The sequence below is a fragment of the Bacteroides sp. RTP21281st1_H5_RTP21281_210402 genome (assembly GCF_040918965.1).
Classification (GTDB): domain Bacteria; phylum Bacteroidota; class Bacteroidia; order Bacteroidales; family Bacteroidaceae; genus Bacteroides; species Bacteroides congonensis.
In genome coordinates, this window is the sequence record NZ_JBCOWR010000021.1 from 38,714 (window position 1) to 61,480 (window position 22,767).

The window sequence follows — 22,767 nt, forward strand, 5'->3', positions numbered from 1 at the left end:
AACTGTAAGTAATACAGCTGTATAACTCTTCGCAAGATAGAAAAAAAGAAGATAAAAGACAAGAAAAACTTCACTTTTCTTGTCAGAAAGTTATTATTTCTATTTATCCCGCAATTCCAGCAAATATTTAAATGTATGCTTTGCCTCCGGGCTGTCATCTTTCAAATAGGCTTGTTTCAATTCGGGGTATTCTTTTAATAATTCAAGCATCTTGTCTTTGTCCATGAATTCAATCTTTCCTGTCTCGGCATTCAATTCATAGCAGACACGTTTTGTGATCAAGCTCGAAGCTGCAAGGGCGTCACCGATATTTCCACCCAGCTTCACATCATCGTCTTCTACAAAATTTCCACCGACAACAGAGCCTAAAGGCACGGCACAGAAATAGATTTTTTTATCTAACTGGACAGCCGGAGCATACCAAGCTCCGAAACGCAGTTTTTTATATCGCAACTTACGGCAATTCAAATATAAATCACCTTTTTCATCGCGCACAGCAAAACAACGCTTTTTCAACCGCCGTCCCATAGACTCGTCATCACCTGCCGTTACCCGGTAATCGGCACCACCGGTCAGCACAATCTGATTCCGGGAACGCTTTTCTACCCGCAGTACGGCAACGGTATCGCCATCTTGAGCAAGCAACTCTTTCAAGTTGGAATAAATTATGTTTTGCGCAATTAACGGAAGGCTAATCACGCTCATCAGCAACAATAAGATACATCCTTTCTTCATAAGCCATCCTCCTTTCCTTGCTAAACGCATTTTAGAGTGGAAAGTTATAAATTTTAGCGGATAAATGCAAGGGGGAGTACAGAAATATCGAAAAAAAAGGAACTGGAAACCAATATTTGCTTCCCTGATGCACTTTCTCCATATGCATTATCAGGCGATATATTCGGATAATTATTGTCGAATCCATATTTTAATCTCCTACCGTTAATAAACAGTAAATCTGCTCCCGACTAAAACAAGCTGCTATCACGAGCGTTGTGAATTATATTACCTTTGCGAAAAAGTATTGAATTTGTCATGGAAAAACTGGAACAGATTATCGCTACATATCAACAGATTATTCAAAAAGCAGAGTTGGATCTGCAAAGTGCCCGGAAACGTATTTATTACATTAGTCTATTACGATTGGTTTTATTCGTCGGTGCCATAGCCGGCGCAGTCACTTTCTGGGCTGACAGGTGGCTGTATATCTCTGTATTTGCCATCCTGCCTTTTATCCTATTTATATGGTTGGTAAAACGTCACAACTTTTGGTTTCACCGGAAAGATTTCCTGAAAAAGAAAATAGTAATCAACGAACAGGAGTTGAGGGCTATCCAATATAATTTCTCTGATTTTGAAGACGGTGAAGAATATATTGATTCGGGACATCTCTATACTTTCGATCTGGATGTATTCGGGGAACATTCTCTTTTCCAGTATATTAACCGTACATCAACACCTGTCGGCAAACAGCATCTTGCAGATTGGTTCAATAGTCATCTGGAAAATAAGGAAGCCATTGAACAGCGCCAGGAAGCTATTCGCGAATTATCCACAGAACTGGAATACCGGCAACAAATCCGTTTACTTGGATTACTTTATAAAGGAAAGCCCGCTGATACTACCGAAATTAAAACATGGGCCGACAGCCCAAGTTATTACCGAAAGCATACGTTATTACGTATTATCCCGATAACGGTAAGTATCATCAATCTCGTATGTATAAGTCTTGCCTTTTCAAGTATTTTGCCTGCCAGCGCCGCCGGCGGGGTATTTATTAGTTTTGTCATATTCAGTTCTGTCTTCTCCAAAGGAATTACAAAACTGCAAACGACTTATGGTGAAAAGCTGCAAATCCTCTCCACATATGCCGATCAGATTCTTCTTACGGAGAAAAAAGAGATGCACAGCCCTATATTGCAGCAATTAAAAGCGGAACTTACCAGTCAGAATCAAACAGCTTCGCAGGCTGTCCGCCAGCTTTCCAAATTAATGAATGCACTGGATCAACGGAGTAATTTGCTAATGAGCACTATTCTCAACGGACTTATATTTTGGGAACTACGTCAGGTTATGCGAATTGAGCAATGGAAGGATACGCATGCCAAAGACCTTCCCCGCTGGATAGAAACGATCGGGGAAATAGATGCTTACTGCTCGCTGGCAACATTCGCATACAATCATCCTGAATATATTTATCCGAAGATTTGCTCCCAGTCTTTTCATTTACAGGCTAAAGGACTCGGTCATCCTTTAATGGATCGGAGCAAATGTGTGCGCAATGGAATAGACATCGACAAGCGTCCTTTCTTTATTATTATCACCGGAGCGAATATGGCAGGTAAAAGTACTTATTTACGTACCGTAGGTGTAAATTATCTCTTAGCATGCATTGGTGCTCCTGTCTGGGCGGATCAAATGGAGATATATCCGGCCCGACTTGTCACCAGCCTTCGTACCAGTGATTCATTGACCGACAACGAATCGTATTTCTTTGCCGAGCTGAAACGGCTAAAGTTAATCATAGATAAGTTGGAAGCCGGAGAAGAACTCTTCATCATCCTGGACGAAATTCTGAAGGGTACAAACTCTATGGATAAACAAAAAGGTTCTTTTGCACTCATCAAGCAGTTTATGAACATGAATGCGAATGGCATCATCGCAACTCATGACCTTCTATTGGGAACTTTAATAGATTCTTTCCCACAGAATATCCGGAACTATTGTTTTGAAGCAGATATCACAAATAATGAGCTTACTTTCTCTTATCGGATGAGAGACGGAGTTGCGCAAAATATGAATGCCTGCTTCTTAATGAAAAAAATGGGGATAGCCGTTATTGACGACTAATCCCCATCCTTATGTATGAAAATTAAAGTTCAGTTTTAGTTCACATTATCCCTGCTTGCTTTTTGAAAGAAAAGCTACCACAGCAGAAGCGCCGTCATTCGTAAAATACTGCACGGACGTTATCGGCTGATAATTGTAAGGCACAAACTGGAACAACTGTACGGCTGCAAACTTCTTGTCTTCAGAAAGTATCACGTCCATACGTATATTGCCGCTTGACTCGCTCTTAATAGCCGAGTCGGTAGAGAATGAGCCCGAATTAACTATATTTGTCAAAGAGTCCATATGCTTCAAATCAAAGAAGATGCTCTGCTCTTTAGCCACGCTTCCGGTAGGTAAATAAACGACTTCCTTAGATTTCCAGAAAAAACGGAAAATTCCCATCAGGAATAGTCCGGTTCCAAGAACCATTAAAGCCATGCTGACAGTAGATGATTTGTCTTCCAGTTGAAAAGTGGAAGCGAATGCTAAAATCCCCACCAATAACATGACAGAAGAGATAATAACTCCGGAAACACTGGTACGTTTAGCGATATCAGGATGTGAAGATGCAAAAATAGTAGCATCAATAACTTGAGTAGTTGCCATAATATTTAAAATTTAATTTATTAGTAAAAATATAAAGATAGTAAGGGTTACCAGTATGCGGATTATACCAGTAATCATAAAAGAAATAATACCAATAAATTAACTGCTAAATAATAATATGCCTTAGAGTAAATACATAGTATTCACTCGCTGGTTGGCAATAATAGGAAGTTGTTGTGTTATAAATCCGCCCTAAATGTTGGGAAAGTGAATTATCACGTTCAGCACCGCATTGCCGCAAATTCCTCAATGTAGTGAAGTATTCTCCAAGCTGTACACGTTGGATACGCGCCACGGATATTTGATGACTCTGCAAATTTGTCAGTTCAGCCACAGGTGAACAAGGAAACTCAGGAGCACTGATCTGTCCATGTTGTTTCATTGAATAGGTAACAGCATTCTCTGTCTGCTCCACTGTTTTTTCAGTGAAAACATTGCCTGCAATCCCGTGAAGGGCAACTGTCAGCAACAGAAACAATATTACCTTTATAAATTTTGCCATATTCTCCTGCAAATATAACAGATTCCACTTATGAAAAGTTCATTCGGGGTATCTTTTAATTTATCTTAGGATAAGTAAACAGGCTCGTAACAAAAAAGGCCATCCCTTTCGGAATAGCCTTTTTTATATCTATAAGAATAATTGTTGAATTATTCTGCTGATTCTACTTTTGGTTCTTCAACTTTCGGAGCTTCAGTTGCAGGAGCTTCAACAGCAGCAGGAGCAGCTTCGGCACTCTTCTTAGAACGACGAGTACGAGTGGCTTTCTTAGCAACTTTTTCTTTAGCCATGTTTTCATTGTAGTCAACCAACTCAATGAAGCACATTTCAGCGTTGTCCCCCAAACGGTTACCAGTCTTGATGATACGAGTATAACCACCCGGACGATCAGCAATCTTAACAGAGATTTCTTTGAACAGTTCTGTTACTGCAATCTTATCTTGCAAGTTGCTAAATACAACACGACGAGAGTTCGTAGTGTCTTCTTTAGACTTAGTAATCAAAGGCTCAACAAACTTCTTCAAAGCTTTTGCCTTTGCAACAGTCGTAGTGATTCTTTTGTGCTTGATCAAAGAGCAAGCCATGTTAGATAACATAGCACTTCTATGAGAAGCAGTACGACCTAAATGATTGAATTTTTTATTATGTCTCATTTTTTATTCTTTATCCAATTTATATTTAGAAATGTCGGTTCCAAACGACAGATTCAGACTTTCCAGCAAATCATCAAGCTCGGTAAGCGATTTCTTTCCGAAGTTTCTGAATTTCAGCAGGTCAGTTTTGTTGAACTGTACCAAGTCGCCAAGAGTTTCTACGTCAGCAGCCTTCAAACAGTTGAGGGCACGAACTGACAAGTCCATATCAACGAGCTTAGTCTTCAACAGCTGACGCATGTGCAATACTTCTTCATCAAACTCTTCATTGCCGTCAGTATCGTTACTTTCAAGCGTGATCTTCTCGTCAGAGAACAACATGAAGTGATAAATCAGAATTTTTGCAGCTTCTTTCAGCGCTTCCTTCGGATGTATAGAACCGTCGGTACTAATTTCAAGTACTAGCTTTTCGTAGTCAGTCTTCTGTTCTACACGGAAGTTTTCTACAGCATACTTGACATTACGTATCGGTGTATAAATAGAGTCGATTGGAATTACATTAACATCCGTGCAATACTCGCGATTTTCATCGGCAGGTACATAACCACGTCCTTTGTTAATTGTAATATCAATCTGCATAGTTGACTTAGAATCTAAATGACAAATAACTAATTCCGGATTTAACACTTCAAATCCAGTCAAATACTTACCTATGTCACCTGCTTTAAATTCACTGGAATTCTCGACAGTGATGCTCACTTTTTCGCTCTCGAACTCTTCAACTACTTGCTTGAATCTTACTTGTTTCAGATTCAAGATAATGTTGGTAACATCCTCTTTTACTCCAGGTACACTAGAAAATTCATGCTCCACACCGTCGATTCTGATGGTAGTGATAGCAAAACCCTCTAATGAAGAAAGAAGGATACGGCGTAATGCATTACCTACGGTAATACCAAAACCCGGTTCCAACGGACGAAATTCGAATTTACCGAATCTGGAGTCCGCCTCCAACATCAATACTTTATCAGGTTTTTGAAATGCTAATATCGCCATGAAATTAATTATTATTTAGAATACAATTCAACGATCAAATGTTCTTTAATGTTCTCAGGAATGTCTGCTCTTTCAGGTATGTGCAACATTTTACCAACCTTTGAAGCTTCGTCCCATTCCAACCATGCATACTTGCTGTGATTGAAACCAGCGAGAGAGTTAGCAACAACTTCCAAAGATTTAGATCTTTCACGAACACCAATCAATTGACCCGGTTTTACTGCATATGAAGGAATGTTTACCACTTCACCATCTACAGTAATGTGCTTGTGACCAACCAACTGACGAGCAGCAGCACGCGTAGGAGCAATACCCAAACGGAATACTACGTTGTCAAGACGGCCTTCCAGCAATTGAAGGAGTACCTCACCAGTAATACCTTTAGCAGTAGCTGCTTTTTCAAACAAATTGCGGAATTGTTTCTCTAAAACTCCATAGGTGTATTTAGCTTTCTGCTTTTCACGAAGTTGCACACCATATTCAGAAGTTTTTCTTTTTCTAGAATTACCGTGTTGTCCGGGAGGGTAGTTCTTCTTTGATAAAACTTTATCAGCTCCAAAGATTCCTTCTCCGAATTTACGGGCGATTCTTGATTTTGGTCCAGTATATCTAGCCATTTCTTTTTAAATATTTAATTGTTTATTCATGAACTCAATTTGTTGCAGCCGCGATTACAGAGAGAAATTAATGTAATCCAAAAACAAAATCAAGATCATTGTAAGTTAAAGGTAAATTAAACTCTACGTCTTTTTGGAGGACGACAACCATTATGTGGAAGCGGAGTTACGTCAATGATTTCAGTAACTTCGATGCCAGCACCGTGGATAGTTCTAATAGCAGACTCACGTCCGTTACCTGGACCCTTCACATATGCTTTTACCTTTCTAAGGCCAAGATCGAATGCAATCTTTGCACAATCCTGGGCAGCCATCTGTGCTGCATAAGGAGTATTCTTTTTAGAACCTCTAAATCCCATTTTACCAGCAGATGACCAAGAGATGATCTGCCCTTCACTGTTTGCAAGAGAAACAATAATATTGTTGAAAGATGAATGAACATGCAACTGTCCATTAGCGTCTACTTTCACATTTCTCTTTTTAGCTGCAACTGTTTTTTTTGCCATATCAACAATTATTATTTAGTAGCTTTTTTCTTATTAGCAACGGTTTTCTTTCTACCCTTACGAGTACGTGCATTGTTCTTAGTGCTCTGACCTCTTACAGGCAGACCAATACGGTGACGTACACCACGGTAGCAACCAATATCCATTAATCGCTTAATGTTCAATTGGATTTCAGAACGAAGATCACCTTCTACCTTATACTCTGCACCGATAATCTCACGAATCTTAGCAGCTTGATCATCTGTCCAGTCCTTAACCTTCAGATCTTTATCTACACCAGCTTTATCTAAAATTTTTGCTGAACTACTGCGACCTATTCCATATACATAGGTCAACGCAATTTCACCTCTTTTGTTCTGAGGTAAATCTACACCAACTATTCTTATAGCCATATACTAAATTATTTTTTTTGCAAAAATAACAAATTATCCTTGACGTTGTTTATACTTAGGATTTTTCTTGTTAATAACATACAAACGGCCATTACGTCTAACGATCTTACATTCTGGCGTGCGTTTCTTTAATGATGCTCTTACTTTCATATCTTATTTTATTTATATCTAAATACAATTCTTCCTTTCGATAAGTCGTAAGGAGACATTTCGACTCTCACTTTATCTCCCGGCAGGATCTTGATGTAATGCATCCTCATCTTGCCTGAAATATGTGCGGTAATCTCATGCCCGTTTTCTAATTCAACACGAAACATTGCATTCGACAATGCTTCAACTATAACTCCATCTTGTTCTATTGCAGATTGCTTTGCCATATTATATTGCTTTATCTCCTAAAACTTCTTCTATGAATTTGAATGATGACAAAATATCAGCTTCACCAGCTCCTACAGCTACCGTATGTTCAAAGTGTGCAGCACACTTACGGTCTCTGGTCCTCACCGTCCATCCGTCACGTTCCATAATCACTTGCCGGTCACCCAGTGTTATCATCGGCTCTATCGCTATGCAAAGGCCTTTTTTCATCAAAGGTCCATATCCTCTCTTACCGTAATTGGGAACTTGAGGATCTTCATGCATTTCATGACCAATGCCATGACCTACAAACTCACGCACTACACCATAAGAATGAGACTCACAATATTGCTGGATAGCATATCCGACATCTCCGATTCTTTTGCCTTGCACTGCATTCTGAATGCCAATATATAACGCTTCTTTAGTAACCTTCAACAAATTACGAACTTCTTCGTCTACCTCTCCTACACAAAAAGTATAAGCAGAATCACCACAAAAACCATTCATATAAGTTCCACAATCCACAGATACGATATCACCTTCTTTCAGGACAATATCGTTTGGGATTCCATGCACCACCTGTTCATTTACAGAAGTACAGAGAGATGCGGGAAACGGTTCCCCGTATTGATTCGGAAATCCTTTGAAAGTTGGAGTTGCTCCGTGATCTCTAATGAATTCTTCAGCAACTTTATCCAACTCACGTGTAGTTACACCGGGCTTCACCAGTTTGGCAACCTCTGCCAAAGTCTTTCCGACCAGCAGGTTGCTCTGACGGAGCAATTCTATTTCATCTTCTGTTTTAAGAAATATCATTTCTAATCTAAAGAATTAATATGCCGCTACACCAGCGCGTCCTTTAATACGACCTGACTTCAACAGACCATCATAATGTCTCATCAACAAATGACTTTCAACCTGTTGCAGTGTATCAAGAACCACACCTACAAGAATTAACAAAGACGTACCACCGAAGAATTGAGCGAAACCGGCTTGTACTCCGAATATACCAGCAAATGCAGGCATAATGGCAACCAAAGCCAGGAAGAAAGAACCCGGTAAAGTAATACGAGACATAATATCATCAATATACTCTGCTGTTTTCTTTCCCGGTTTAATGCCAGGAATAAAACCATTGTTTCTCTTCATATCCTCAGCCATCTGAGTCGGATTAATTGTAATTGCAGTATAGAAATATGTAAATAATATAATCATTACCGCAAAGACAAAATTATACCAGAAACTTGTATGATCTGTAAACGCATGCAAGAAACCGCCTGCATCATTTACATTGGAAAAACCGATAAATGTAATAGGTATAAACATGATTGCCTGAGCAAAGATGATAGGCATTACACCAGCAGCATTCACTTTCAAAGGAATGTACTGTCTTGCACCACCATATTGCTTGTTACCTACAATTCTCTTAGCATACTGTACAGGAATCTTCCTTGTACCCTGCACCAAAAGAATAGCAGCGCCAATCACTAACAATAAGAATACGATTTCAATTATAAACATAATCAGACCACCACTCTTATTTGCTACTCTTGATACAACCTCCTGCAACAGAGCATCAGGGAAACGGGCGATAATACCGATTAAGATGATAAATGAAATACCATTACCAATACCTTTATCAGTAATTCTTTCACCAAGCCACAAAATAAACATACTACCTGCTGCCAAAATAATGGTAGAGGTAACCATAAACAGAGTCCAATCTAATGAAGCATTTAAGGAAGGGCCAGCCTGCATTTTAAGATTGAGCAAATAAGAAGGGGCCTGAACTAACAATATAGCGATCGTCAGATAACGAGTATATTGATTCATTTTTCTTCTGCCGCTCTCACCTTCGCGTTGCAGCTTCTGGAAATACGGTACAGCGATTCCCAACAACTGGATTACGATAGATGCAGAGATATAAGGCATGATTCCTAATGCAAAAATAGAGGCATTAGAAAATGCTCCTCCAGAGAACATATTTAACAAGGCTAAAAGGCCTTCACTTGTTTGTTCGTGCAATTTTGCCAACATAGCCGGATTGATACCCGGTAATACGACATATGATCCGAAACGGTAAATTGCCACAAACAATATGGTGATGAGGATCCGCTGTCTCAGATCCTCAATCTTCCATATATTCTTTAATGTTTCAATAGCTTTTCTCATTGAATCAGAGTTTTACTACAGTTCCACCAGCAGCTTCGATAGCAGCAGTTGCAGTCTTAGAGAATGCATGAGCTTCTACTTCCAGCTTGTTAGTCAGAGTTCCGTTACCCAATACTTTTACCAACTGATTTGAAGAAATAAATCCTGCTTCGATAAAGTCGTTAACACCAACTTTTGCCAAGCTCTTAGCTTCAGCAAGTTTCTGGATAGTATCCAAGTTGATTGCTTTATATTCTACACGATTGATATTCTTAAAACCAAATTTAGGAACTCGACGTTGAAGAGGCATCTGACCACCTTCAAAACCGATTTTCTTAGAGTATCCAGATCTTGATTTAGCTCCCTTATGACCTCTTGTAGAAGTACCGCCTAAGCCAGAACCAGTTCCACGTCCAATTCTTTTTCTTGTCTTAGTAGATCCCTCTGCAGGTTTTAAATTACTTAAGTTCATATTGTAATTTCGTTTTATTATTCAATAAATGATTACTTAACAATGGTAACCAAGTGTTTTACCTTATCTACCATTCCAAGAATTGAAGGAGTGCTTTCGTGTTCAACCACGCGGTTCAGTTTACGAAGTCCCAGTGCATCAAGAGTTCTTTTCTGATCAGCCGGAGCACCAATTCTACTTTTAACTTGTTTAATCTTTATAGTTGACATATCTCCTCCTTATCCTCTAAATACTTTTTCAACACTAATACCTCTGTTCTGAGCAACCATTCTTGCATCACGCATTTCGCTTAAAGCTTCGATTGTAGCTTTAACAAGGTTATGCGGATTTGAAGAACCCTTTGATTTTGCCAAAACGTCAGTTACACCAACACTTTCCAAAACAGCACGCATAGCACCACCGGCTACAACACCAGTTCCGTGAGATGCAGGTTTGATGAATACTTCAGCACCACCAAATCTAGCTGATTGTTCATGAGGAACAGTACCTTTCAAAATAGGTACCTTCACCAGATTCTTTTTAGCTGACTCAACACCTTTAGCGATAGCAGCTGTTACTTCACCTGCTTTACCAAGTCCCCAACCAATGATACCTTCTTCGTTACCTACAACAACGATTGCAGAGAAACTAAAAGTTCTACCACCTTTGGTAACTTTAGTAACACGATTAATAGCAACCAATCTATCTTTCAGTTCTATATCGTTAGTAATCTTAACTCTATTATTAACTCCTGCCATAATGATTAAAATTTAAGTCCACCGTTACGAGCAGCATCAGCTACTTCTTTTACTCTCCCATGATACAAGTAACCATTACGGTCGAAAACAACAGTAGTTATACCTGCTTCCTGAGCCTTTTTAGCAATCATCTCACCAACTTTAGCAGCTTGTTCTTTTTTAGCAACCTTCTCAGTCACACCTAAAGAAGAAGCAGCAGCCAGTGTCTTACCAGAAAGATCATCGATAATCTGGACATAAATTTGCTTGTTACTTCTAAATACACTCATACGCGGACGTTCAGTAGTACCTGAAATCTTATTGCGTACGCTATATTTGATCTTAACTCGTCTTTCTATTTTTGTTGTCATAATAATCTAATTTTATATGATTTACTTAGCGCCGGCTGATTTACCAGACTTTCTACGAATTACTTCGCCAACAAACTTAATACCTTTACCCTTATATGGTTCAGGCTTACGGAAAGAACGTATTTTAGAGCAAACTTGACCAAGCAACTGTTTGTCACACGATTCCAATATGATAAGAGGATTCTTATTTCTTTCAGACTTAGTTTCAACCTTTACCTCAGCAGGCAATTGAATGAAAATATTGTGTGTATAACCTAAAGCCAGTTCAATGATGTTACCTTGGTTAGAAGCACGATAACCTACACCGACAAGTTCCAACTCTTTCTTATATCCTTCAGATACGCCCACAACCATGTTATGAACCAATGAACGATACAAACCGTGGAAAGCATGTTTCTGCTTCGGGTTATCAAGCATTTCTTTATCGTTTTCTGTTAAAGTCACGTGTCCATCTTCAATGGCAACATTGATAGCAGGATTCACATATTGGCTCAATTCGCCTTTGGGTCCCTTTACGGTAACCACATCATCCTTCAGAGTGACTGTCACTCCAGCAGGAATACTAATGGGTAATTTTCCTATTCTTGACATTCTAATTCCTCCTAATTAATATACATAACACAAGACTTCACCACCGATCTTCAGTTCTGCAGCCTCTTTGTTAGTCATTACACCTTTGGAAGTAGATATTATAGCAATACCCAGCCCATTAATAACACGCGGCATATCTTTATAACCAGTATACTTACGCATACCCGGAGAAGATATTCTTTCTAATTTTTTGATTGCGTTAACTTTGTTAACAGAATCATACTTCAAGGCAACCTTAATAGTTCCTTGAGGACCATCTTCTACAAACTTATAGTTAAGAATGTAGCCTTTTTCAAAAAGAATCTTAGTGATTTCTTTTTTCAAGTTCGAAGCGGGAACTTCAACAACTCTGTGCTTAGCACCAATCGCGTTCCGCAACCTCGTCAAATAATCTGCTATTGGATCAGTCATATAAAATAAATTAAATTAATCAGGACTTCCCTGACAATATTTAAACAATAATTACCAGCTTGCTTTCTTTACGCCTGGGATCAGTCCGTTAGATGCCATTTCACGGAATTGAATTCTTGAAATTCCGAATTGGCGAATATAACCTTTAGGACGACCAGTCAGTTTGCAACGGTTGTGCATACGAATCGGATTAGAATTCTTCGGCAACTCTTGCAACTTCTGTGCAGCTTCGAAAGCGTCAGCAGGATCACCTGTTCTAACGATTTGCTTCAAAGCAGCTCTTTTTTCGGCGAATTTGGCTACTAATTTAGCACGTTTTACTTCACGTGCTTTCATTGATTCCTTTGCCATATCTATTAGTCTTTTTTAGCGTTTTTAAAAGGTAAACCGAATTCCTTCAGCAATGCATAACCTTCTTCATCTGTTTCCGCAGAGGTTACAAAGGTAATATTCATTCCGAGAATTCTTGTAATACTATCGATATTTATTTCAGGGAAAATAATTTGTTCCTGAATACCAAGGGTATAGTTACCTTTACCATCAAACTTACTTTCGATACCTTTGAAGTCACGGATACGAGGAAGAGCTACACGAACCAATTTTTCAAGGAATTCGTACATTCTTTCACGACGTAAAGTTACCATAACGCCAATCGGCATTTTTTTACGCAACTTAAAGTTTGCGATATCTTTACGAGAAATGGTAGCTACAGCTTTCTGACCTGTAATAGCTGTCATTTCATTGATTGCAACTTCAATAATCTTCTTATCGGCAACAGCCATACCTAAACCCTGATTGATAACAATCTTCTTAAGTACGGGTATCTGCATTGTAGAAGAATACTGGAACTGTGATTTCAATGCAGGTGCTATACGCTCTGCATATTCTTTCTTAAGACTAGCAGTATTACTCATTACTTAATCTCCTCTCCTGATTTTTTAGAATAACGCACTACAGTTCTTTTACCTTCCAAAGAACTTACTTTTCTCCCAATACGCGTTGCTTTACCAGTTTTTGGATCAACCGGGTTCAAGTTTGAAATGTGGATAGAAGCTTCCTGCTTCACAATACCACCTTGCGGATTCTTTGCATTCGGTTTTGTGCTTTTAGATACCATGTTGATACCTTCTACAAATGCACGTCCTTCTTTAACAAGAACCTTCAATACACGACCAGTTTTGCCCTTATCTTCACCAGCATTTACGTAAACTGTATCGCCTTTTTTAATATGTAATTTACTCATTACTTAAATCTTTTACAAAATTAAAGTACCTCAGGCGCAAGTGACACAACTTTCATGTTAGTAGCACGAAGTTCTCTTGCTACAGGACCGAAAATACGACTTCCTCTAATTTCACCTGCATTATTCAACAACACGCAAGCATTATCATCAAAACGTATATAAGAACCATCAGGACGACGGATTTCTTTCTTTGTACGTACAATCAAAGCCTTTGATACTGCACCTTTTTTAACATCACTAGAAGGGATAACACTCTTCACTGAAACAACAATGACATCCCCCACTGAAGCGTAACGACGACGTGTACCACCCAAAACGCGGATACACATAGCCTCTTTAGCTCCACTGTTATCACATACTGTAAGTCTGGATTCTACTTGTATCATAATTACTTAGCTCTTTCAATTATTTCTACTAATCTCCATCTTTTAGTCTTGCTCAAAGGACGAGTTTCCATGATGCTTACAGTATCACCGATATTGCATTCATTCTTTTCATCGTGAGCATGGTACTTCTTCGTTTTGCTAACGAACTTACCATATATAGGGTGTTTTTCCTTAAATTTGGCTGCAATTGTGATAGTCTTATCCATCTTATTGCTCACAACAACCCCTGTTCTTTCTTTTCTTAAATTTCTTGCTTCCATCAAGCTGATCATTTATTGTTAAGTTCTCTTTGGCGTAACTCAGTTTTCATACGCGCAATAGTCCTGCGTAATTGTTTGATTTGAGCAGGATTTTCCAAAGGAGAAATAGAATGATTGATAACCATTTGGTCATAATTAGCTGTTTCTGCCTCTACTCTTTCTACTAAATCACTAGTAGTCATTTCTTTAATTTCTGCAATTTTCATAACACTTACGCATTTTGATTTTGAATATCATAATCACGTCTTACGACAAACTTCGTTGTAATAGGAAGCTTTTGAGCAGCTAAGCGCAATGCTTCTTTCGCGATTTCGTAAGATACTCCTTCAGCTTCAATAATGATTCTACCTGGAGTCACAGGAGCCACAAATCCTTCCGGAGCACCTTTACCTTTACCCATACGTACATCGGCAGGTTTTCTAGTGATCGGTTTATCCGGGAATATACGGATCCAGATCTGTCCTTGACGTTGCATATATCTTGTTACTGCAATACGAGCAGCTTCGATCTGACGGCCTGTAATCCACTTAGTCTCCAAAGCCTTTATGCCAAAAGAACCAAAGGCCAGCTGATTGCCTCTCTGAGCAATTCCTTTCTGACGGCCTTTTTGTTGTCTTCTGAATTTTGTCTTTTTCGGTTGTAACATAGTTTCCTAAAATTCAAATTCGTTTAGCGATTATTTTTCTTTCTTTTGAAGTTCTTTCCGCCGTTGTTTCCACCATTGTTTCCACGACCACTTTCTTTGCTTTGTGTAAAGTTCGGAGCTAATTCTCTCTTACCAAATACTTCACCTCTACAAATCCAAACTTTGATACCCAGCAAACCTACCTTAGTCAATGCTTCTGCATGACAGTAGTCGATATCAGCTCTGAAAGTGTGCAACGGAGTTCTTCCTTCTTTATACATTTCAGAACGAGCCATTTCAGCTCCATTCAAACGTCCTGAAATCTGAATTTTGATACCTTCAGCACCCATACGCATTGTGTTTGCGATAGCCATCTTGATGGCACGGCGATAGGCAATTTTACCTTCTACCTGGCGAGCGATGTTGTTAGCAACAATCACAGCATCCAGTTCAGGTCTTTTCACTTCAAAGATATTGATTTGAATATCTTTGTCGGTAACCTTCTTCAACTCCTCCTTTAGCTTATCAACTTCTTGGCCACCTTTACCGATAATAATACCCGGGCGAGCAGTACAAACAGTAATAGTAACGAGCTTCAGCGTACGTTCAATTACGATTCTTGATACACTTGCCTTTGCAAGTCTTGCATTAAGATATTTACGGATTTTGCTATCTTCCAGCAAAGAATCACCGTAATCATTTCCACCATACCAGTTAGAATCCCATCCTCTGATAATTCCTAAACGGTTGCTTATTGGATTAACTTTTTGTCCCATCTACCTTAATTTTGATCTTCGTTATTACTTTTAGCACCAACGAACAATGTTACGTGATTTGAACGTTTGCGAATTCTATAACCTCTACCCTGCGGTGCCGGTCTCATTCTTTTGAGTGTAGCGCCACCATCAACAAAAATCTGTGTTACGAACAACTCGCCACTTTCTGCTTTACGTTCGTTTTTCTGTTCCCAGTTAGCAATTGCAGAGCGAAGCAATTTTTCCACTCTTGCAGCAGCTTCTTTTGAAGAAAATTTCAAAACACCAAGTGCTCTGTTCACTTCCATACCACGGATCATGTCTGCAACCAGACGCATCTTACGTGGAGAAGTAGGAACATTTTGCAATTTTGCAAAATACATGGTCTTAAGGGCTTCTTTTCTCTTTTCAGCCGATATTTTTTTTCTTGCTCCCATTATTATTTATTACTTTATTATTTCAAATAAATCCTGTTATCTTTTCTTGTTACCAGCGTGTCCTCTGAATGTACGAGTTGGAGCAAATTCGCCCAACTTGTGTCCTACCATATTCTCGGTAACATAAACAGGAATAAATTTATTTCCATTGTGAACTGCAACTGTATGGCCTACAAAATCAGGCGAAATCATTGAAGCTCTGGCCCAAGTCTTTACTACGACTTTTTTGCCAGATTCATTCATGGCAAAAATTCTCTTTTCAAGCTTTACGTTAATATATGGACCTTTTTTTAATGAACGACTCATAGTTTACTCAATTAATCAGATTACTTTTTTCTTCTCTCAATAATGTACTTAGATGATTGTTTCTTAGGAGCTCTAGTCTTAAGTCCCTTAGCGTACAATCCCTTACGTGATCTTGGATGACCTCCTGAAGCACGTCCTTCACCACCACCCATCGGGTGATCAACCGGGTTCATAACAACACCACGGTTACGAGGACGGCGTCCTTGCCAACGAGAGCGTCCAGCTTTACCTGAACTTTCCAATCCATGATCAGAGTTACCTACACTACCGATAGTAGCTTTACATGTGCTAAGAATCTGTCTTACTTCACCTGAAGGCAACTTGATTACACAATACTTACCCTCACGAGAAGTCAACTGTGCAAAGTTACCAGCCGAACGAACCAGAGCAGCACCCTGTCCCGGACGTAATTCGATATTGTGAATCACAGTACCCACCGGAATGTTTTGAAGAGGAAGAGCATTACCAATCTCTGGCGCTGCTGTTTCACCTGACATCAGAGTCGTGCCAACTTGCAATCCATTGGGAGCAATAATATATCTTTTTTCTCCATCAGCATAGAATAACAAAGCGATACGAGCCGAACGATTCGGATCGTATTCAATTGTCTTAACCACTGCCGGAACACCGTCCTTATTTCTCTTGAAATCAACAATTCTAATCACCTTTCTATGACCGCCACCCATGTAGCGCATAGTCATCTTACCTTCGCTGTTACGACCGCCAGATGATTTCTTACCATATACAAGAGACTTTTCTGGTACTGATGCAGTAATTTCCTCGAAAGTACCAATAATTTTATGTCTTTGCCCCGGTGTTGTGGGCTTAAATTTACGTACTGCCATTTTTATTAAATATTGCTATAAAAATCAATAGTATCTCCTTCTTTCAATGTCACGATTGCTTTTTTGAATGCATTCGTACGACCATTGATGATACCTGCCTTGGTATAACGGCTCTTATTTTTGCCAGCATACTTTACAGTATTCACATCAACTACAGTAACATTATAAAGAGCTTCAACTTCCTTCTTAATTTCCAGTTTGTTAGCATCAGGACGCACAACAAAGCCGAAACGATTCAGCTTATCAGTGATTGCAGTCATTTTTTCTGTTACCAACGGTTTAATAATAATTCCCATTATTTAAGCCTCCTTTTTAAATTAAGATATTGTCAATAGCCTTCAAAGAGTTTTCAGTAAGCACAACAACTCCAGCATTCAATACTCTGTAAGTATTTAATCCTGAAATAGTCTGCACATTAGCACCCTCGATGTTACGAGCTGACAAATATACGTTTTTATTTGCTTCCGGTAAAATTACAAGTAGCTTTTTATCGGAAACTTTAAGATTTTTTGTCATTGCAACGAAATCCTTTGTCTTCGGAACTTCGAAATTGAAATCTTCCACAACAACGATTGCATTGTTTTGAGCTTTATAAGACAAAGCGGACTTACGAGCCAATGTCTTAACTTTTTTATTCAACTTGAAGAAGTAGTCTCTTGGTTTCGGGCCGAAAACACGTGCACCACCAACGAGAACCGGTGAATTCATATCACCACGACGTGCTCCACCGCCACCTTTCTGACGACCGATCTTACGAGTAGAACCACTGATTTCACTTCTTTCTTTTGACTTATGAGTACCCTGGCGCTGGTTGGCCATAAATTGTTTTACGTCCAGATAGATAGCGTGGTCGTTGGGCTCAATTCCGAAGATAGATTCGTTTAACGTAACCTTTCTCCCAGTGTCTTCACCTTTAATGTTATATACGTTAACTTCCATTATTTCTCAATTAATACGATTGAACCTTTGCAACCCGGGATAGAACCTTTGATCAAAAGAAGGTTATGCTCCGCGATTACTTTTAATACCTGCAAGTTTTGTACAGTGACTCTGTCACCGCCAAGTTGTCCACCCATGCGCATTCCCTTGAATACTTTTGCAGGGTAAGAACAAGCACCGATAGAACCCGGTTTACGAGCGCGGTTGTGTTGTCCATGAGTAGCCTGACCTACACCACCAAAACCATGTCTTTTTACTACACCCTGGAAACCTTTACCTTTAGAAGTACCAACAACGTCAACAAAGTCAGCGCCATCGAACAATTCTACAGTAACTGTATCACCCAGATTCAATTCTGTTTCAAATTCTTTGAACTCGGCCAAGTGTCTCTTCGGTGTTACTCCAGCTCTTTTGAAATGACCCATCAACGGTTTAGTTGTATGTTTTTCCTTTTTGTCCTGGAAACCCAACTGAACAGCTGCATAGCCATCTTTCTCTACGGTTTTAACCTGAGTAACAACACAAGGACCTGCTTCGATAACAGTGCATGGTACATTCTTACCATCGGCACTGAAAACGGATGTCATTCCGATTTTTTTTCCTAATAATCCTGGCATTTCACTAATTTTTAATTATCAAACTTTAATTTCTACTTCCACACCACTCGGTAACTCCAACTTCATCAGAGCGTCCACTGTCTTAGCTGTTGAGCTATAGATGTCGATCAATCTCTTATAAGAAGAGAGTTCAAACTGTTCACGAGACTTCTTGTTAACGAAAGTCGAGCGGTTCACTGTAAAGATACGCTTGTGCGTAGGAAGAGGAATTGGACCACTAACAATAGCACCCGTAGCCTTTACGGTTCTTACAATCTTCTCAGCTGATTTGTCAACCAAGTTGTGGTCGTAAGATTTCAATTTAATTCTAATTTTCTGACTCATTATATTTTAATTTTAGATAGTTATAAATAAGATAAAGCGGCAGGCTAAGAGTCATTCGCTAGCCTGCTGCCTTAGATATTTTAGAGTAAATCAGCACGTCCCTTTACTTCATCCAATACTGCTTTAGCAATAGAAGTAGAAACCTGAGCGTGATGAGAGTAAACCATTGATGAAGTCGCACGACCCGAAGTGATAGTACGCAATGCAGTCACATAACCGAACATTTCAGCCAACGGAACCATTGCCTTTACAATACGAGCACCTGAACGGCTCGATTCCATACCTTCAACCTGACCACGACGCTTGTTCAAGTCACCGATAACATCACCCATGTTTTCTTCCGGAGTTACAACTTCCAGCTTCATGATAGGCTCCATCAATACAGGACCGGCTTTAGCACATGCATTCTTATATGCCTGGATAGCGCAGATTTCAAAAGATAACTGGTCAGAGTCAACCGGGTGGAATGAACCATCAATCAAAGTTACCTTCAGTGAATCCAATGGATAACCTGCCAATACACCATTCTTCATCGCAGAAGTGAAACCTTTCTGTACTGAAGGAATAAATTCTTTAGGAATATTACCACCTTTCACTTCATCGATAAACTGCAATCCACCTTCTTTAAAGTCTTCATCAACCGGACCGATCTTAACGATAATATCTGCAAACTTACCGCGACCGCCAGATTGTTTTTTATAAACCTCACGAAGATCAACTGTTTTTGTGATAGCTTCCTTATAGTTTACCTGAGGCTTACCTTGATTACATTCCACTTTAAACTCACGCTTCAAACGGTCGATAATGATATCCAAGTGAAGCTCACCCATACCAGAGATAACCGTCTGACCTGTCTGTTCGTCAGTTTTCACTGTAAATGTCGGATCTTCTTCAGCCAGTTTAGCCAAACCATTAGACAATTTATCCATATCTTTCTGAGTCTTAGGCTCAACAGCAATACCGATAACCGGTTCTGGGAAGTCCATTGATTCGAGTACAATCGGTGCACTTTCATCACACAAAGTATCACCAGTATGGATATCTTTAAAACCTACACCTGCACCAATATCACCAGCACCGATTACGTCAACCGGATTCTGTTTATTTGAATGCATCTGGAATAAACGGGAAACACGCTCCTTCTTGCCTGAGCGAGAATTATAGATATAAGAACCAGCTTCAATCTTACCTGAGTACACACGGAAGAATGTCAAACGACCTACATACGGGTCTGTTGCAATCTTAAATGCCAATGCAGAAGTCTTTTCATCATCACTAGGCTTACGATCTTCTTCAGCACCAGTATCAGGATTTGTACCGATTACATTTTCCGTATCCAATGGAGAAGGCAAGAAAGCACAAACATAGTCTAGCAATGTCTGAACCCCCTTGTTCTTGAATGAAGAACCGCAGAGCATCGGAACAACAGCCATTTGAACAGTAGCCTTACGAAGAGCTCTCAACACTTCTTCTTCAGTAATAGTAGAAGGGTCATCGAAATATTTCTCCATTAAAGCATCATCAAATTCTGCTACTTTTTCGAGCATTTTATCTCTCCATTCGTTTGCTTCATCAACAAGATCAGCAGGTATTTCTTCCACTGTATAATCAGCACCCATTGTTTCGTCATGCCAATAGATAGCTTTCATCTTGATCAAATCAACCAAGCCTTTGAAAGATTCTTCTGCACCGATAGGAACAACAATCGGGCACGGATTAGCACCCAAAACGTCCTTCATCTGGCGCACAACCTCGAAGAAGTCTGCACCAGAACGGTCCATTTTGTTAACGTATGCAATACGAGGTACGTTATATTTATCAGCTTGACGCCATACTGTTTCAGACTGTGGTTCTACGCCACCTACCGCACAATAAGCAGCAACAGCACCATCCAAAATACGTAACGAACGTTCTACTTCAGCAGTAAAGTCAACGTGTCCCGGAGTATCAATCAAGTTAATTTTGTAAGTATCACCATCATATTTCCACCTTGTTGTTGTTGCAGCAGACGTAATAGTAATACCACGTTCTTGCTCCTGCTCCATCCAGTCCATAGTAGCAGCACCATCATGCACCTCACCAATTTTGTGAGTCAATCCAGTATAGAACAGGATACGTTCAGAAGTTGTTGTTTTTCCGGCATCGATGTGAGCCATGATACCAATATTACGAGTCAAATGTAAATCTTGCTTAGCCATCTTTTAATTCCTTTTACTTTAAGTTTTTAATTGATTGTATCTTATAGTATTAGAATCTAAAATGAGCAAATGCACGGTTAGCTTCAGCCATTCTATGCATATCTTCTTTACGTTTGTATGCACCGCCTTGTTCATTGAAGGCATCCATGATTTCAGCAGCCAACTTGTCAGCCATTGATTTACCACCTCTTTTACGAGCAAACAGGATCAAATTCTTCATTGAGATTGATTCCTTACGATCCGGACGGATTTCAGTAGGAACCTGGAAAGTAGCACCACCTACACGGCGAGACTTAACTTCCACTTGCGGAGTCACATTATCCAAAGCCTTTTTCCAGATTTCAAGAGCAGATTTTTCTTCGTTAGGAAGTTTCACTTTCACTGTTTCCAGAGCGGCATAAAAGATTTCATAAGATGTATTCTTCTTACCATCATACATCAAGTGGTTTACGAACTTTGAAACCTTTTGGTCATTAAAAACGGGATCCGGAAGGATTACGCGTTTTTTGGGTTTTGCTTTTCTCATTTGTTTGAAAAATAATGTTTTTGTTCTTGGTTGTCTACTTCTCGACTTCTTCAACTCTCCCTCCGGAGAATTTACTCAACCTTTAGCATTTCCAACAAACTAAAACGTAAGTTATTACTTTAATTTTAATTAGGTCTTAATCCTTATTTCTTCTTACCCTTAGCAGGTGCGGCAGCTTGTCCTGGTTTTGGGCGCTTAGCTCCGTATTTAGAACGTCTTTGAGTACGGCCAGCAACACCTGCTGTATCAAGTGTACCACGAACGATGTGGTAACGTACACCCGGAAGGTCTTTTACACGACCGCCACGTACCAAAACGATTGAGTGTTCCTGCAAGTTGTGTCCCTCTCCCGGAATGTAAGAGTTAACCTCTTTCTGGTTAGTCAAACGTACACGAGCTACTTTACGCATTGCAGAGTTCGGCTTCTTCGGAGTAGTAGTATATACTCTCACGCAAACGCCGCGTCTTTGAGGACATGAGTCCAAGGCTGGAGATTTACTTTTCTCCACCAGCACTTCGCGTCCTTTTCTTACTAATTGCTGAATTGTAGGCATTTTAATTGTTTTTTGATTTATATTATTGTTATATTAATTTCGTAACTATACATTTTGGGCTGCAAAAATACGAATAATATTTGAATATTCAATGCACCACAACCTTTTTTTATTTTTTAATATTTTTATATCAGTCTCACGCTTCGCCTTTTACAGTTGTCAGAGGAGAAATAGGAGATTCATCGGAAATACGTATCGGCCCAAATACCCGTTCATATTTAGCGATATTATCTTCCAATGCCCGCAACAGTCGTTTTGCGTGTTCAGGAGCTACGATGACACGCGATTGTACGCCAGCTTTAGGCACACCCGGCATCACGCGTATAAAATCCAGGATAAATTCTGAACTTGAATGGGTTATGATAGCAAGATTGGCATATGTACCTTGCGCTACCTCTTCTTTTAACTCAATCTGTAATTGTCCGTTGTTATTTTGCTCTTCCATTATATTATATGATTAATAGTTATCCTGCAAAATAACACAATTTTCCTGAAACAAAGGCCATACACCCAAATAAAAAGGAACAAAAAAGGAGCAATTACCTCATTCGGCAATCGCTCCTTCTCATATAGTCAATT

The 22,767-nt window shown here is 39.4% G+C and carries 38 protein-coding genes; 1 reads left to right on the top strand and 37 read right to left on the bottom strand.

Going from position 1 to position 22,767, the window contains the following annotated elements; translation table 11 throughout:
• Positions 1-99: 99 nt before the first annotated feature.
• On the bottom strand, positions 100-735 hold the full coding sequence (locus AB5443_RS21800; RefSeq protein WP_195661640.1) for a DUF6563 family protein: 636 nt from the start codon (positions 733-735) through the stop codon (positions 100-102).
• 297 nt (positions 736-1,032) lie between these two features.
• Between AB5443_RS21800 and AB5443_RS21805 the strand changes: the two genes are divergently transcribed.
• Positions 1,033-2,847 (top strand): MutS family DNA mismatch repair protein, encoded by a 1,815-nt coding sequence (locus AB5443_RS21805; protein ID WP_277135271.1) that lies wholly within the window; start codon positions 1,033-1,035, stop codon positions 2,845-2,847.
• A gap of 45 nt (positions 2,848-2,892) precedes the next feature.
• Here the strand turns inward: AB5443_RS21805 and AB5443_RS21810 are convergent, their stop codons facing one another.
• The 36 genes from AB5443_RS21810 to AB5443_RS21985 form a co-directional block, all read right to left on the bottom strand.
• A complete protein-coding gene (locus AB5443_RS21810) occupies positions 2,893-3,435 on the bottom strand; it encodes a hypothetical protein (protein ID WP_022138338.1) in 543 nt (180 codons plus the stop codon).
• A gap of 106 nt (positions 3,436-3,541) precedes the next feature.
• Complete coding sequence (locus AB5443_RS21815) at positions 3,542-3,937, bottom strand: hypothetical protein (RefSeq protein WP_022138339.1); 396 nt, start codon at positions 3,935-3,937, stop codon at positions 3,542-3,544.
• A gap of 149 nt (positions 3,938-4,086) precedes the next feature.
• A complete protein-coding gene (gene rplQ / locus AB5443_RS21820; RefSeq protein WP_044655934.1) occupies positions 4,087-4,590 on the bottom strand; it encodes a 50S ribosomal protein L17 in 504 nt (167 codons plus the stop codon).
• Positions 4,591-4,593: 3 nt separating this feature from the next.
• Positions 4,594-5,586 carry a DNA-directed RNA polymerase subunit alpha gene (locus AB5443_RS21825; RefSeq protein WP_004296325.1) on the bottom strand — a complete coding sequence of 331 codons (993 nt, stop codon included), beginning with the start codon at positions 5,584-5,586 and terminating at the stop codon, positions 4,594-4,596.
• Between the two features lie 11 nt (positions 5,587-5,597).
• Positions 5,598-6,203: a 30S ribosomal protein S4 gene (gene rpsD / locus AB5443_RS21830; protein ID WP_167959808.1), complete on the bottom strand. Its 606-nt coding sequence runs from the start codon at positions 6,201-6,203 to the stop codon at positions 5,598-5,600.
• Positions 6,204-6,319: 116 nt separating this feature from the next.
• Positions 6,320-6,709, bottom strand: a complete 390-nt coding sequence (rpsK, locus tag AB5443_RS21835) for a 30S ribosomal protein S11 (protein ID WP_004296327.1) — start codon at positions 6,707-6,709, stop codon at positions 6,320-6,322.
• A gap of 11 nt (positions 6,710-6,720) precedes the next feature.
• Complete coding sequence (gene rpsM / locus AB5443_RS21840) at positions 6,721-7,101, bottom strand: 30S ribosomal protein S13 (protein WP_004296328.1); 381 nt, start codon at positions 7,099-7,101, stop codon at positions 6,721-6,723.
• Positions 7,102-7,134: 33 nt separating this feature from the next.
• On the bottom strand, positions 7,135-7,251 hold the full coding sequence (gene ykgO, locus AB5443_RS21845) for a type B 50S ribosomal protein L36 (RefSeq protein ID WP_002558051.1): 117 nt from the start codon (positions 7,249-7,251) through the stop codon (positions 7,135-7,137).
• An 8-nt stretch (positions 7,252-7,259) separates the two neighbouring features.
• Positions 7,260-7,478 (bottom strand): translation initiation factor IF-1, encoded by a 219-nt coding sequence (gene infA, locus AB5443_RS21850; RefSeq protein WP_002558052.1) that lies wholly within the window; start codon positions 7,476-7,478, stop codon positions 7,260-7,262.
• Between the two features lies 1 nt (position 7,479).
• On the bottom strand, positions 7,480-8,277 hold the full coding sequence (gene map, locus AB5443_RS21855) for a type I methionyl aminopeptidase (protein WP_044655422.1): 798 nt from the start codon (positions 8,275-8,277) through the stop codon (positions 7,480-7,482).
• A 15-nt stretch (positions 8,278-8,292) separates the two neighbouring features.
• A complete protein-coding gene (secY, locus tag AB5443_RS21860; protein WP_004296330.1) occupies positions 8,293-9,633 on the bottom strand; it encodes a preprotein translocase subunit SecY in 1,341 nt (446 codons plus the stop codon).
• Between the two features lie 4 nt (positions 9,634-9,637).
• Positions 9,638-10,084, bottom strand: coding sequence for a 50S ribosomal protein L15 (gene rplO, locus AB5443_RS21865; RefSeq protein WP_044655423.1), 447 nt, complete (start codon positions 10,082-10,084; stop codon positions 9,638-9,640).
• 32 nt (positions 10,085-10,116) lie between these two features.
• Positions 10,117-10,293: a 50S ribosomal protein L30 gene (gene rpmD / locus AB5443_RS21870; RefSeq protein ID WP_002558056.1), complete on the bottom strand. Its 177-nt coding sequence runs from the start codon at positions 10,291-10,293 to the stop codon at positions 10,117-10,119.
• A gap of 9 nt (positions 10,294-10,302) precedes the next feature.
• A complete protein-coding gene (gene rpsE / locus AB5443_RS21875; protein ID WP_004296333.1) occupies positions 10,303-10,821 on the bottom strand; it encodes a 30S ribosomal protein S5 in 519 nt (172 codons plus the stop codon).
• Between the two features lie 5 nt (positions 10,822-10,826).
• Complete coding sequence (gene rplR / locus AB5443_RS21880) at positions 10,827-11,171, bottom strand: 50S ribosomal protein L18 (RefSeq protein WP_044655424.1); 345 nt, start codon at positions 11,169-11,171, stop codon at positions 10,827-10,829.
• Positions 11,172-11,192: 21 nt separating this feature from the next.
• Positions 11,193-11,762, bottom strand: coding sequence for a 50S ribosomal protein L6 (gene rplF / locus AB5443_RS21885; protein WP_044655425.1), 570 nt, complete (start codon positions 11,760-11,762; stop codon positions 11,193-11,195).
• A 15-nt stretch (positions 11,763-11,777) separates the two neighbouring features.
• Positions 11,778-12,173, bottom strand: coding sequence for a 30S ribosomal protein S8 (gene rpsH / locus AB5443_RS21890; RefSeq protein ID WP_004296336.1), 396 nt, complete (start codon positions 12,171-12,173; stop codon positions 11,778-11,780).
• Between the two features lie 51 nt (positions 12,174-12,224).
• Complete coding sequence (gene rpsN / locus AB5443_RS21895) at positions 12,225-12,524, bottom strand: 30S ribosomal protein S14 (protein ID WP_044656440.1); 300 nt, start codon at positions 12,522-12,524, stop codon at positions 12,225-12,227.
• 5 nt (positions 12,525-12,529) lie between these two features.
• Positions 12,530-13,087 carry a 50S ribosomal protein L5 gene (gene rplE / locus AB5443_RS21900; protein WP_004310886.1) on the bottom strand — a complete coding sequence of 186 codons (558 nt, stop codon included), beginning with the start codon at positions 13,085-13,087 and terminating at the stop codon, positions 12,530-12,532.
• Entirely contained in the window at positions 13,087-13,416 is a 330-nt protein-coding gene (rplX, locus tag AB5443_RS21905; RefSeq protein ID WP_007747948.1) for a 50S ribosomal protein L24, read from the bottom strand. Before rplX ends, rplE begins: the two co-directional genes overlap by 1 nt.
• Before the next feature lie 20 nt (positions 13,417-13,436).
• On the bottom strand, positions 13,437-13,802 hold the full coding sequence (gene rplN, locus AB5443_RS21910; RefSeq protein ID WP_024988104.1) for a 50S ribosomal protein L14: 366 nt from the start codon (positions 13,800-13,802) through the stop codon (positions 13,437-13,439).
• A gap of 2 nt (positions 13,803-13,804) precedes the next feature.
• Positions 13,805-14,074 carry a 30S ribosomal protein S17 gene (rpsQ, locus tag AB5443_RS21915; protein ID WP_097677816.1) on the bottom strand — a complete coding sequence of 90 codons (270 nt, stop codon included), beginning with the start codon at positions 14,072-14,074 and terminating at the stop codon, positions 13,805-13,807.
• The gene (gene rpmC, locus AB5443_RS21920; RefSeq protein WP_005675431.1) at positions 14,071-14,268 is read right to left on the bottom strand and encodes a 50S ribosomal protein L29; all 198 of its coding nucleotides are present in this window, start codon (positions 14,266-14,268) and stop codon (positions 14,071-14,073) included. The genes rpsQ and rpmC overlap by 4 nt, the downstream gene beginning before the upstream one ends.
• Before the next feature lie 5 nt (positions 14,269-14,273).
• Entirely contained in the window at positions 14,274-14,708 is a 435-nt protein-coding gene (gene rplP / locus AB5443_RS21925; RefSeq protein WP_007212073.1) for a 50S ribosomal protein L16, read from the bottom strand.
• Positions 14,709-14,731: 23 nt separating this feature from the next.
• Positions 14,732-15,463 (bottom strand): 30S ribosomal protein S3, encoded by a 732-nt coding sequence (gene rpsC, locus AB5443_RS21930; RefSeq protein WP_005675430.1) that lies wholly within the window; start codon positions 15,461-15,463, stop codon positions 14,732-14,734.
• Positions 15,464-15,468: 5 nt separating this feature from the next.
• A complete protein-coding gene (rplV, locus tag AB5443_RS21935) occupies positions 15,469-15,879 on the bottom strand; it encodes a 50S ribosomal protein L22 (RefSeq protein WP_004296344.1) in 411 nt (136 codons plus the stop codon).
• 36 nt (positions 15,880-15,915) lie between these two features.
• Positions 15,916-16,185 carry a 30S ribosomal protein S19 gene (rpsS, locus tag AB5443_RS21940; protein ID WP_008762037.1) on the bottom strand — a complete coding sequence of 90 codons (270 nt, stop codon included), beginning with the start codon at positions 16,183-16,185 and terminating at the stop codon, positions 15,916-15,918.
• 20 nt (positions 16,186-16,205) lie between these two features.
• Entirely contained in the window at positions 16,206-17,030 is an 825-nt protein-coding gene (rplB, locus tag AB5443_RS21945; RefSeq protein WP_073347352.1) for a 50S ribosomal protein L2, read from the bottom strand.
• A 5-nt stretch (positions 17,031-17,035) separates the two neighbouring features.
• Positions 17,036-17,326, bottom strand: a complete 291-nt coding sequence (rplW, locus tag AB5443_RS21950) for a 50S ribosomal protein L23 (protein WP_007747932.1) — start codon at positions 17,324-17,326, stop codon at positions 17,036-17,038.
• 16 nt (positions 17,327-17,342) lie between these two features.
• The gene (gene rplD, locus AB5443_RS21955) at positions 17,343-17,969 is read right to left on the bottom strand and encodes a 50S ribosomal protein L4 (RefSeq protein ID WP_277135267.1); all 627 of its coding nucleotides are present in this window, start codon (positions 17,967-17,969) and stop codon (positions 17,343-17,345) included.
• Entirely contained in the window at positions 17,969-18,586 is a 618-nt protein-coding gene (gene rplC, locus AB5443_RS21960) for a 50S ribosomal protein L3 (protein ID WP_044655660.1), read from the bottom strand. Before rplC ends, rplD begins: the two co-directional genes overlap by 1 nt.
• Before the next feature lie 18 nt (positions 18,587-18,604).
• A complete protein-coding gene (gene rpsJ, locus AB5443_RS21965; protein ID WP_002558075.1) occupies positions 18,605-18,910 on the bottom strand; it encodes a 30S ribosomal protein S10 in 306 nt (101 codons plus the stop codon).
• A gap of 80 nt (positions 18,911-18,990) precedes the next feature.
• Positions 18,991-21,108, bottom strand: a complete 2,118-nt coding sequence (gene fusA, locus AB5443_RS21970; protein ID WP_073347350.1) for an elongation factor G — start codon at positions 21,106-21,108, stop codon at positions 18,991-18,993.
• Between the two features lie 49 nt (positions 21,109-21,157).
• Positions 21,158-21,634 (bottom strand): 30S ribosomal protein S7, encoded by a 477-nt coding sequence (rpsG, locus tag AB5443_RS21975; RefSeq protein WP_005675420.1) that lies wholly within the window; start codon positions 21,632-21,634, stop codon positions 21,158-21,160.
• 143 nt (positions 21,635-21,777) lie between these two features.
• Positions 21,778-22,188, bottom strand: a complete 411-nt coding sequence (gene rpsL / locus AB5443_RS21980; RefSeq protein ID WP_002558078.1) for a 30S ribosomal protein S12 — start codon at positions 22,186-22,188, stop codon at positions 21,778-21,780.
• 136 nt (positions 22,189-22,324) lie between these two features.
• On the bottom strand, positions 22,325-22,633 hold the full coding sequence (locus AB5443_RS21985; RefSeq protein ID WP_022136606.1) for a DUF3467 domain-containing protein: 309 nt from the start codon (positions 22,631-22,633) through the stop codon (positions 22,325-22,327).
• Positions 22,634-22,767 lie beyond the last annotated feature (134 nt).

What these genes read in the sequence shown, in the direction of transcription:
- AB5443_RS21800 (WP_195661640.1), bottom strand. Translation starts at nt 735, where the DNA reads ATGAAGAAAGGATGTATCTTATTGTTGCTGATGAGCGTGATTAGCCTT.
- AB5443_RS21805 (WP_277135271.1), top strand. Translation starts at nt 1,033, where the DNA reads ATGGAAAAACTGGAACAGATTATCGCTACATATCAACAGATTATTCAA.
- AB5443_RS21810 (WP_022138338.1), bottom strand. Translation starts at nt 3,435, where the DNA reads ATGGCAACTACTCAAGTTATTGATGCTACTATTTTTGCATCTTCACAT.
- AB5443_RS21815 (WP_022138339.1), bottom strand. Translation starts at nt 3,937, where the DNA reads ATGGCAAAATTTATAAAGGTAATATTGTTTCTGTTGCTGACAGTTGCC.
- rplQ (WP_044655934.1), bottom strand. Translation starts at nt 4,590, where the DNA reads ATGAGACATAATAAAAAATTCAATCATTTAGGTCGTACTGCTTCTCAT.
- AB5443_RS21825 (WP_004296325.1), bottom strand. Translation starts at nt 5,586, where the DNA reads ATGGCGATATTAGCATTTCAAAAACCTGATAAAGTATTGATGTTGGAG.
- rpsD (WP_167959808.1), bottom strand. Translation starts at nt 6,203, where the DNA reads ATGGCTAGATATACTGGACCAAAATCAAGAATCGCCCGTAAATTCGGA.
- rpsK (WP_004296327.1), bottom strand. Translation starts at nt 6,709, where the DNA reads ATGGCAAAAAAAACAGTTGCAGCTAAAAAGAGAAATGTGAAAGTAGAC.
- rpsM (WP_004296328.1), bottom strand. Translation starts at nt 7,101, where the DNA reads ATGGCTATAAGAATAGTTGGTGTAGATTTACCTCAGAACAAAAGAGGT.
- ykgO (WP_002558051.1), bottom strand. Translation starts at nt 7,251, where the DNA reads ATGAAAGTAAGAGCATCATTAAAGAAACGCACGCCAGAATGTAAGATC.
- infA (WP_002558052.1), bottom strand. Translation starts at nt 7,478, where the DNA reads ATGGCAAAGCAATCTGCAATAGAACAAGATGGAGTTATAGTTGAAGCA.
- map (WP_044655422.1), bottom strand. Translation starts at nt 8,277, where the DNA reads ATGATATTTCTTAAAACAGAAGATGAAATAGAATTGCTCCGTCAGAGC.
- secY (WP_004296330.1), bottom strand. Translation starts at nt 9,633, where the DNA reads ATGAGAAAAGCTATTGAAACATTAAAGAATATATGGAAGATTGAGGAT.
- rplO (WP_044655423.1), bottom strand. Translation starts at nt 10,084, where the DNA reads ATGAACTTAAGTAATTTAAAACCTGCAGAGGGATCTACTAAGACAAGA.
- rpmD (WP_002558056.1), bottom strand. Translation starts at nt 10,293, where the DNA reads ATGTCAACTATAAAGATTAAACAAGTTAAAAGTAGAATTGGTGCTCCG.
- rpsE (WP_004296333.1), bottom strand. Translation starts at nt 10,821, where the DNA reads ATGGCAGGAGTTAATAATAGAGTTAAGATTACTAACGATATAGAACTG.
- rplR (WP_044655424.1), bottom strand. Translation starts at nt 11,171, where the DNA reads ATGACAACAAAAATAGAAAGACGAGTTAAGATCAAATATAGCGTACGC.
- rplF (WP_044655425.1), bottom strand. Translation starts at nt 11,762, where the DNA reads ATGTCAAGAATAGGAAAATTACCCATTAGTATTCCTGCTGGAGTGACA.
- rpsH (WP_004296336.1), bottom strand. Translation starts at nt 12,173, where the DNA reads ATGACTGATCCAATAGCAGATTATTTGACGAGGTTGCGGAACGCGATT.
- rpsN (WP_044656440.1), bottom strand. Translation starts at nt 12,524, where the DNA reads ATGGCAAAGGAATCAATGAAAGCACGTGAAGTAAAACGTGCTAAATTA.
- rplE (WP_004310886.1), bottom strand. Translation starts at nt 13,087, where the DNA reads ATGAGTAATACTGCTAGTCTTAAGAAAGAATATGCAGAGCGTATAGCA.
- rplX (WP_007747948.1), bottom strand. Translation starts at nt 13,416, where the DNA reads ATGAGTAAATTACATATTAAAAAAGGCGATACAGTTTACGTAAATGCT.
- rplN (WP_024988104.1), bottom strand. Translation starts at nt 13,802, where the DNA reads ATGATACAAGTAGAATCCAGACTTACAGTATGTGATAACAGTGGAGCT.
- rpsQ (WP_097677816.1), bottom strand. Translation starts at nt 14,074, where the DNA reads ATGATCAGCTTGATGGAAGCAAGAAATTTAAGAAAAGAAAGAACAGGG.
- rpmC (WP_005675431.1), bottom strand. Translation starts at nt 14,268, where the DNA reads ATGAAAATTGCAGAAATTAAAGAAATGACTACTAGTGATTTAGTAGAA.
- rplP (WP_007212073.1), bottom strand. Translation starts at nt 14,708, where the DNA reads ATGTTACAACCGAAAAAGACAAAATTCAGAAGACAACAAAAAGGCCGT.
- rpsC (WP_005675430.1), bottom strand. Translation starts at nt 15,463, where the DNA reads ATGGGACAAAAAGTTAATCCAATAAGCAACCGTTTAGGAATTATCAGA.
- rplV (WP_004296344.1), bottom strand. Translation starts at nt 15,879, where the DNA reads ATGGGAGCAAGAAAAAAAATATCGGCTGAAAAGAGAAAAGAAGCCCTT.
- rpsS (WP_008762037.1), bottom strand. Translation starts at nt 16,185, where the DNA reads ATGAGTCGTTCATTAAAAAAAGGTCCATATATTAACGTAAAGCTTGAA.
- rplB (WP_073347352.1), bottom strand. Translation starts at nt 17,030, where the DNA reads ATGGCAGTACGTAAATTTAAGCCCACAACACCGGGGCAAAGACATAAA.
- rplW (WP_007747932.1), bottom strand. Translation starts at nt 17,326, where the DNA reads ATGGGAATTATTATTAAACCGTTGGTAACAGAAAAAATGACTGCAATC.
- rplD (WP_277135267.1), bottom strand. Translation starts at nt 17,969, where the DNA reads ATGGAAGTTAACGTATATAACATTAAAGGTGAAGACACTGGGAGAAAG.
- rplC (WP_044655660.1), bottom strand. Translation starts at nt 18,586, where the DNA reads ATGCCAGGATTATTAGGAAAAAAAATCGGAATGACATCCGTTTTCAGT.
- rpsJ (WP_002558075.1), bottom strand. Translation starts at nt 18,910, where the DNA reads ATGAGTCAGAAAATTAGAATTAAATTGAAATCTTACGACCACAACTTG.
- fusA (WP_073347350.1), bottom strand. Translation starts at nt 21,108, where the DNA reads ATGGCTAAGCAAGATTTACATTTGACTCGTAATATTGGTATCATGGCT.
- rpsG (WP_005675420.1), bottom strand. Translation starts at nt 21,634, where the DNA reads ATGAGAAAAGCAAAACCCAAAAAACGCGTAATCCTTCCGGATCCCGTT.
- rpsL (WP_002558078.1), bottom strand. Translation starts at nt 22,188, where the DNA reads ATGCCTACAATTCAGCAATTAGTAAGAAAAGGACGCGAAGTGCTGGTG.
- AB5443_RS21985 (WP_022136606.1), bottom strand. Translation starts at nt 22,633, where the DNA reads ATGGAAGAGCAAAATAACAACGGACAATTACAGATTGAGTTAAAAGAA.